The sequence below is a fragment of the uncultured Desulfovibrio sp. genome, from assembly GCF_944324525.1.
Taxonomy (GTDB): domain Bacteria; phylum Desulfobacterota; class Desulfovibrionia; order Desulfovibrionales; family Desulfovibrionaceae; genus Desulfovibrio.
This window is the reverse complement of record NZ_CALUWS010000075.1, coordinates 1-7,641: the sequence shown is the minus strand read 5'-3', so window position 1 is coordinate 7,641 and position 7,641 is coordinate 1. Positions and strand designations below refer to the sequence as shown.

Below are 7,641 nucleotides of genomic sequence, written 5' to 3'. Positions count from 1 at the left end.
CCGCCTCGCGTTCCGCCTTTTTCAAAGGTGAAACGCTCTGGAGCATTTTCCGTTTGCAACGCTTCGCGTTCCAAACCTTACGGCCTGGCGTTTCGCGGAAAAAACGCGGTTTTTCCGCTCACTTTCGGCCGGGCGGCGCTGTGCCGCCGCCTCGCGTTCCGCCTTTTTCAAAGGTGAAACGCTCTGGAGCATTTTCCGTTTGCAACGCTTCGCGTTCCAAACCATACGGCCTCGCGTTCCGCCTTTTTCAAAGGCAAAACGCGCTATTTCAATTTCATGCGGGCCGTGCCGTCCTTGTAGAACGGCGTCTCCGTCACCCGGGCGGGCAGCTCCGCGCGGGAGGCCTTCACCACATAGGCATCCGCATCGGCATGCGCGGCGTCGGCCCAGGCAAAGGCGATGACGCAGCCCAGCGACGGCGCGAAGGAACCGCTCGTCACCCGGCCTACGGGCGTGCCGTCCGGCAGGGCCAGCACGTCGCCGCCGCGGGCGGCGCGGCGGCCGTCGATGACCAGCGCCAGCAGCTTTTCCCGGATGGTCTGCGCGCCGGCCTTGCCCACATAGTCGGCTTCGCTCGTGAGCATGCGGCCCATGCCCGCCTCGGCGGGATTGTGGTCCTCGTCCAGCTCGTGCCCGTACAGGGGCAGGCCGGACTCCAGCCGCAGGGTGTCGCGAGCGCCCAGCCCGGCGGGCTTGACGCGCGCATCCGACAGCAGGGCCTCCCAGAAGGCGACCACCTTGTCCGCGGGCAGATAGAGCTCAAAGCCCAGTTCGCCGGTATAGCCGGTGCGGCTCACCAGGAGCGGCGCGCCCTGCCACTGGGTACGCACGAAGCCGAAATAGCCAAGATCATGGAAATCCGCTCCCAGCACGCCTTCCAGCACGGCCAGGGATTCCGGCCCCTGCAGGTCGATCTTGCCCGTTTCGTCCGAGACGTCCTTCAGGCTCACCGTTTCGGGCAGGCGCTGGCGCAGGGCGGAGAAGTCGCTCGCGATGCAGGCGGCATTGACCACGATCATGAAGGAATCCGGCCCGAAGCGGTAGACGATGCAGTCGTCCATGACGCCGCCGCGCTCATTGAGGATGAAGCCGTAACGGCATTTGCCTTCCTTGAGAGTGGCCAGATTGTGGCTGACGGCGCGGGACAGCGCCGCATCGGCGCCCTCGCCCTCGATGAGGAACTCGCCCATATGACAGATGTCGAACAGTCCGGCGTGATGGCGGGTATGCTCATGTTCCGCCAATATCCCTTCATACTGGATGGGCATGAGCCAGCCCGCGAACGGGGCCATTTTGGCGCCGCGGGCCTGATGCCAGGCGGTGAGCGGCGTTGTGCGGCATTCTTCGGCCATGAAAAACCTCCTCGGGCCACGGCCTGCCCCGTGGGGCGGCGGGCAGCGGCAAGATCAGACGCCCGGACGGGCGCCGCTGATGGCATAGTTTCCGGATACGCTATCCGAAAATATCCCCTGCCACAAGCCCGCCGGCCCGTTTGGGTAATGCATCTTTCGTCACCCGTGCGTGAAGAAATTTTGCATGACCTCGGGATCGCAGCCGCTGAAGCAGGCTTCCCAGTCCACGTCCCGCACGGCCTGCCGCAGGGCCTGCGGCTCATCCCGTACGCCCGTGAGCCGGCTTTCCAGCTCGCGCACGTCCGCCGCCGCAAAAAAGTCGCCGTGGATGCGGCAGCTCTCGATGACGCCCTTGCGCACGTCCAGCAGTACGTCCACGAGCCCCCACGGGAAGCGCCGCCGTCGCCGTTCGCTGAAGGCCGGGGAGCGGCCGAAGTTCCATTCCCAGGTCCGGTATTTTTCTTCCGCCAGCCGTTCCGCCTCCCGCAGCGCGTCTTCCGGCACGTCCAGCGGGACGCTCTCCGGCGCGCAGCAGGCGGCCAGCGCCGCGCGCAGATCGTCCATCGTGCTGCCGGCCTGCCAGCACTCGCTGATGTTGGTCACCCGCGCCCGTACCGAGGCGACCCCCTTGGAGCGGTATTTTTCCGGGTCCACGCTGAGCGCCGCCACCATGTCCTCGAAATTCAGATCCACCAGCAGCGTGCCGTGATGCAGCACCCGGCCCGCGCGCAGGGACTGGGCGCTGCCGGAGATCTTGCGGCCCCCGGCCTCAAGGTCGTTGCGCCCGGTCAGCCGGGCCGTCACGCCAAGCCGCGCCAGCGCCGCGCACACAGGCTCCAGATAGCGGGCAAAGTCCACCCTGCTCCGCTCCGGCGCATACTCCATGAAGGAAAAATTCAGATTGCCCAGATCGTGGTACACCGCCCCGCCGCCCGTATTGCGCCGCACCACCGGTATGCCGCGCTCCGCCAGCCAGGCCGTGTCCACCTCTTCCCAGGTGTTCTGATGGCGGCCCACGATGACCGAGGGGCCGTTCTGCCAGAGCAGGAAACAGCCCGGGAACTCCGGTCCCAACCGGCGGTACAGCACTTCCTCCAACGCCAGATTCAGGGCCGGGTCCGTCTGCCTGATCGAATAACACTGCATGCTCATGGCCGCTTTTTCCTCCTCGGGACGGGAACGGAAGACCGCCGCGGGCTATTCCTCGCGCAGGGTGCGGGTCATGAGGCGGGTCACGGCGTCGGCGGGCTTTTCGCCGGAAAAGAGGATGCTGTGGACGGCATCGGTTATGGGCGCTTCCACCCCGAGGCGCGCCGTCAGGTCATGCACGGCAAGCGTGGTCTTGACGCCTTCGGCCACCATGCCGAGCCGGGCGGTGATGTCCTCCAGCGCTTCCCCCTGCCCGAGCCGCAGCCCCACCTGCCGGTTGCGGGAAAGATCGCCCGTACAGGTAAGGGTCAGGTCGCCCAGGCCGGAAAGCCCCATGAAGGTACGCTCCATCGCCCCGCAGGCCATGCCGATGCGGGACATCTCCGCCAGTCCGCGCGTAATGAGGGCCGCGCGGGTATTGTGCCCGAAATGCAGGCCGTCGCTGACGCCTGCTGCAATGGCCATGATGTTTTTGAGCGCGCCGCCCATCTCCACACCCATGACGTCCGCGCTCGAATAGCAGCGGAAGCGCGGTCCGGAGAGCAGATCGCGCAGGCGGCGGACAAGCTCCGCCTCCCGCCCGGCCAGCACCACCGCCGTGGGCAGGCCGCGCATGACCTCCGCCGCAAAGGACGGGCCGGAAAGCGCGGCGAAGCGGAAGGGCGTGCCGGCCAGTGTCTCGGCCACGATACGGCTTGGCGTGGCCAGCGTGCCCACTTCGAGGCCCTTGGCGGCATTGATGAGCACCGGCGAGGCATTCAGGTGGCGGCGGTGTTCCTCCAGCCAGCCCCGCAACTGCTGGGTGGGGATGGCCAGCACGAGGTAGGTGGCCGACAGGACGGCGGGATCCGTCTCGGCCCGCAGGGCCGGATGCAGGGGCAGGCCCGGCAGGTAGCGCGCGTTTTCGTGCGTCTGATTGATGCGTTCCGCCGCGTCGCCGTCACGCAGCCAGAGACGGACGTCATAGCCGAGACCGGCCAGCAGATGCGCCAGCGCGGTGCCCCAGCTCCCGCCGCCGGCCACACAGAACCCAATGGATGCTTTCATGCTCAGAACCCCAGTGCGCTTTCCCGTCCCGGCCTGTCGGGAAGGGTGTCCCGTTCCACGCGCAGGGTATCCCCGAAACGCAGCAGGAACAATCCGGAAAAACGGTCGCCCTTGTAGACCTCCACCCGGAAGATCTTCCCCTGTCTGTCCACGGAGAAACGCTTCTGGAAGGCCGCGTGCTTCAGGCTCAGACCGCTTTCGTCCTGACGGCCGCTGTCAAAGCCGATGGCGTTGACGCGGTAGCCGTCCTTGCCGTGGATGACGGCGTCCTCATACACGCGCACCACCTGCCCGAAGCCCACGAAGAGCTTCTTGCCGTCCACGGTGGCCATCATGCCGTCCAGACTGTCGTCCATCTCGTGCCAGTCGGGCTCGATGAGGGTGATGGTACGGTTGCCGTAGTGGATGCACAGGCGGTCTTTCCGCTCCGGGCAGGGCAGCACGGCCATGATGGGCTTGGACGTGACGGCGGTGGAGGCGCAGTCCCTGGGCAGCGGCAGGAAGCGTATGCAGTCCCGCACGTCCTCCAGCGGGAGGAAGACCCGGTTCCCGGCAAAGGCCACGCCGAGGTTCTCCCGCAGGGCCTGCCGGATGCCGTCGGGCGTGAGCTCGAAACCGCGCTGGAAACGCACGCCGGCCTGATGCAGGAAGTTCTCGATCATCTGCAGGTGGTAGTACACGCGCAGCTCCACGGGGAACTCCTTGCTGGCCTCCAGACCGAACGCCGCCTTGCCCTGCCGCACGGCGTAGTAGGAAAGGCTCTTCTCCATCTCCCGGTCGCCCTCGGCGGTGCGGGTGTTGTGGATGTGATAGGTGTGATGCGGGGCCAGGAGACGCTCGTTGACGGCGGAAACGACGGCGTGGGCCTCCTCGTGCAGCTCGCCCATGAAGACGTTCTCCAGACGGGCCTGGTCGATGACGATGCACTGGCCCCAGCGGCGCGGATTGTTGAGCTTGTCGATGTAGGTGGGCCGGTAATAGCCGCTGCCGTCGTGCAGATTGAGCACCAGCCGCACGTCGGGATGGCCGATGAGGTCCTTGATGCGGCTGACGGTGTGGAATTCGGGATCCTCCCGGTCCAGCCGGGCGAACTTGCGGTTCATGTCGCCGTGCAGGCCGCGGGAACGTCGGATGATGCTGGGGAAATTGAGGTTCGGCACGACCCAGACGGCCCCTTCCTGGATCTCGTAGCGCGTGCCGAGCAGGGTGGCCGCCGAAAAGCCGCCGGGCTCGTCTCCCTGGATGCCGCCCACCACGAGCACGGCCTGACGGCCCGTCCCCAGACGGATGGTGGTGAAGTCCAGCGTATCGTCCGCCGCCGCCGGCCGGACAAGGAAACCGCCAAGGAAGGCCCACAGGAGAAGCAGCAGACAGGCGGCCCGCGGCACGGCGCGGCGGGAGACGGCGGGGCGGACGCCCTGCCGTCGTTCAGGGCGAAACGGAAGGTCTTGTCGCATAGTCGGCCTTTGCGGGGCGATGGCCTCCCCCGCGGAAAAACCGCCCCGTACCCAGCAACGGGACTGTATCTCCCTAGTTTTACCCATTTGCGCGTGATGGGCAAGCTCTTCTTTTGCGGGACGCGCATTGCCCTGCCGTCATCATTTTGTCATACTTATGGTGTAGGCCAACCTCAAAAAAGGAAGGAGCAGGATATGGGCAGCAAGTCCGACGCCGAAAGCGGCAAGAAGAGCAAAGAACAGGCGGAGCAGGAGCTTTCCGCCGCCGAGGTCCTTCCGCCGCACGGCGAGGCGCTGCGGGAATGCACGGAGGCGCAGATCCATGATCTGTCCTGCCCCGGGCTGTACATCAACCGTGAGACCAGCTGGCTGGAGTTCAACGCCCGCGTGCTCAACGAGGGACTGGACAGCCGCCAGCCCCTCTTGGAACAGCTCAAGTTCCTCTGCATTTTCCGCAGCAATCTTGACGAATTTTTCATGATCCGTGTGGCCAACGTGCAGCGGCAGTATGAGAACCATGTGCCGTCCACCGGCCCGGACAAGACGCCGCCCGGCCGCCAGCTGGCGGAGATCAGGCGGCTGGTGCTGGCCCAGCTGGCCCAGGCGCAGGAACACTGGAGCAAGTGGCTGGTGCCGCATCTGCGCGAACGCGGCGTGCGCCTCGTGCGCTACTGCGACCTCACGCGCAAACAACAGAAATTCCTCGACCAGTATTTCGCGGACGAGGTCTTCCCCGCGCTGACGCCGCAGGCCATCGACCCCAGCCATCCGCTGCCGGTCATCTCGGCCCTGACGCTGAACTTTCTGGTGCAGCTCGAGGACAAGCACGGCGTCACCCGCTATGCCCGCCTGAAGATCCCCAACAACTTCCCGCGCCTCGTCTTCTCGCCGCGCAGCAAGGAGGCCAAAAGCTACACCTCGCTGGGCTTCAGCTCCAATACGCGCGACAACGACATCATCCTGCTGGAGACGCTGGTGCAGCAGCATCTGCCCATGCTCTTCCCGGGCATGAAGATCGTCAATTCCGCCCTCTTCCGCATCACCCGCAACGCGGATGTGGAGATCGAAGAGGACGAGGCCGACGACCTGCTGGAAGCCGTGCGCGATCTGGTGGATCAGCGCCGCTTCGGGGACGTGGTGCGGCTGGAGGTGGCCCACTCCATGCCGTCGGACATGCGGCGTTTCCTCGTGGACATCCTGGAGCTCAAACCTTTTCAGGTCTACCGGGTCAAGGGGCCCATGGCCTTTTCCTCGCTCATGGCCTTGTACGGCCTGGACAGGCCCGGCCTCAAGGACGAGCCCATGCATCCGGTGCTGCCCAAGCCCTTTGCCGAAGAGGGCGGCGAAGCCATTTTCGACACGCTGCGCGCGCAGGACGTCCTGCTTTTCCATCCCTACCAGAGCTTCGGGGCGGTGCAGGAGTTCATCCGCCGCGCCAGCGAGGACCCCGGGGTCATCGCCATCAAGCAGACGCTCTACCGGGTGGGCAAGGACTCCCCCATCGTGCAGGCCCTCATCGAGGCCCGGCGCAGCGGCAAGCAGGTGACCGCGGTGGTGGAGCTGAAAGCCCGCTTCGACGAGGCCAGCAACATCGGCTGGGCCGAAGAGATGGAAAAGGCCGGGGTGCATGTGGTCTACGGCATCCCGGGCATGAAGATCCATGCCAAGCTCTGCCTCGTGGTGCGCCGGGAGACGCAGGGCGTGCGCCGCTATGTGCATATCGGCTCGGGCAACTACAACCCCTCCACGGCCAAGATCTATACGGACATGGGCCTCATGACCTCGCACCCCGGCATCTGCGCCGAGGTGAGCGAGCTGTTCAACGTCATGACCGGTTATGCCGAAAAGGACGACTACACGCACCTGCTGGTCGCCCCGCACGGCATGCGCCGGGCCATCGTGGCCGCCATCCGGCGCGAGGTGGAACGCCAGCGCAGCCACGGCGACGGCTTCATCGTCCTGAAGTGCAACCAGCTGGTGGACAAGGTCTGCATCCAGGAACTCTATCTGGCGGCGCAGGCCGGGGTGCGCGTGCGCCTGCAGGTGCGCGGCGTGTGCTGCCTGCGGCCCAACGTGCCCGGCCTGAGCGAGAACATCGAAGTGACGTCCATCGTCGGCCGCTTCCTCGAGCATGTGCGCCTCTACTACTTCCACAACGGCGGGGATCCGACGCTCTACATGGGCAGCGCCGACCTCATGCCCCGCAATCTGGACCGGCGCATTGAGGTGCTCGCCCCCATCCTTGACCCGGCGCTGCGAGAGCGTATAAGCCGTGAGGTGCTCAAGCCGCATATCGAGGATGCGCGCGTCTACCGTCTGCAGGCGGACGGCAGCTACCTCCCGCCGGATCCGCCCAAGGGCGAACAGGGGGGCGTGCAGTACCGCATGCTGGAAAAATTCGGCTGTCTGGCGGAATAAAGCGTTTTGCCCTTGAAAAAGGCGGAACGCGAGGCGGCGGCACAGCGCCGCCCGGCCCAAACCAGGCGGAAAAATCGCGTTTTTTCCGCGAAACGACAGGCCGTATGGTTTGGAACGCCAAGCGTTTCAAACGAAAAATGCTCTAGATGTAGAGTGTCAACACGTTGTTCACCCTCCGTTCAGACATGAAGCTGGAGGTTTTCTGCCAAGAGCCGAAT

At 65.6% G+C, this 7,641-nt stretch carries 5 protein-coding genes; 1 reads left to right on the top strand and 4 read right to left on the bottom strand.

What is annotated here, in order from left to right:
• Window positions 1-263: 263 nt before the first annotated feature.
• The 4 genes from gcvT to Q0K12_RS12005 all read right to left on the bottom strand — a co-directional run bounded on the left by gcvT (window position 264) and on the right by Q0K12_RS12005 (window position 5,005).
• On the bottom strand, window positions 264-1,352 hold the full coding sequence (gcvT, locus tag Q0K12_RS12020; protein ID WP_297263211.1) for a glycine cleavage system aminomethyltransferase GcvT: 1,089 nt from the start codon (window positions 1,350-1,352) through the stop codon (window positions 264-266).
• A gap of 159 nt (window positions 1,353-1,511) precedes the next feature.
• On the bottom strand, window positions 1,512-2,504 hold the full coding sequence (locus tag Q0K12_RS12015; RefSeq protein ID WP_297263210.1) for a lipoate--protein ligase: 993 nt from the start codon (window positions 2,502-2,504) through the stop codon (window positions 1,512-1,514).
• Window positions 2,505-2,549: 45 nt separating this feature from the next.
• On the bottom strand, window positions 2,550-3,536 hold the full coding sequence (locus tag Q0K12_RS12010; protein ID WP_297263212.1) for an NAD(P)H-dependent glycerol-3-phosphate dehydrogenase: 987 nt from the start codon (window positions 3,534-3,536) through the stop codon (window positions 2,550-2,552).
• Between the two features lie 14 nt (window positions 3,537-3,550).
• Entirely contained in the window at window positions 3,551-5,005 is a 1,455-nt protein-coding gene (locus tag Q0K12_RS12005; RefSeq protein ID WP_297263209.1) for a M99 family carboxypeptidase catalytic domain-containing protein, read from the bottom strand.
• Window positions 5,006-5,200: 195 nt separating this feature from the next.
• Here Q0K12_RS12005 and ppk1 point away from each other — a divergent pair, with 195 nt between their 5' ends.
• The gene (gene ppk1, locus Q0K12_RS12000; protein ID WP_297263208.1) at window positions 5,201-7,423 is read left to right on the top strand and encodes a polyphosphate kinase 1; all 2,223 of its coding nucleotides are present in this window, start codon (window positions 5,201-5,203) and stop codon (window positions 7,421-7,423) included.
• The last annotated feature ends 218 nt before the right edge of the window (window positions 7,424-7,641 follow it).

Coding starts and splice junctions, on each gene's coding strand:
- gcvT (WP_297263211.1), bottom strand. CDS start 1,352: ATGGCCGAAGAATGCCGCACAACGCCGCTCACCGCCTGGCATCAGGCC.
- Q0K12_RS12015 (WP_297263210.1), bottom strand. CDS start 2,504: ATGAGCATGCAGTGTTATTCGATCAGGCAGACGGACCCGGCCCTGAAT.
- Q0K12_RS12005 (WP_297263209.1), bottom strand. CDS start 5,005: ATGCGACAAGACCTTCCGTTTCGCCCTGAACGACGGCAGGGCGTCCGC.
- ppk1 (WP_297263208.1), top strand. CDS start 5,201: ATGGGCAGCAAGTCCGACGCCGAAAGCGGCAAGAAGAGCAAAGAACAG.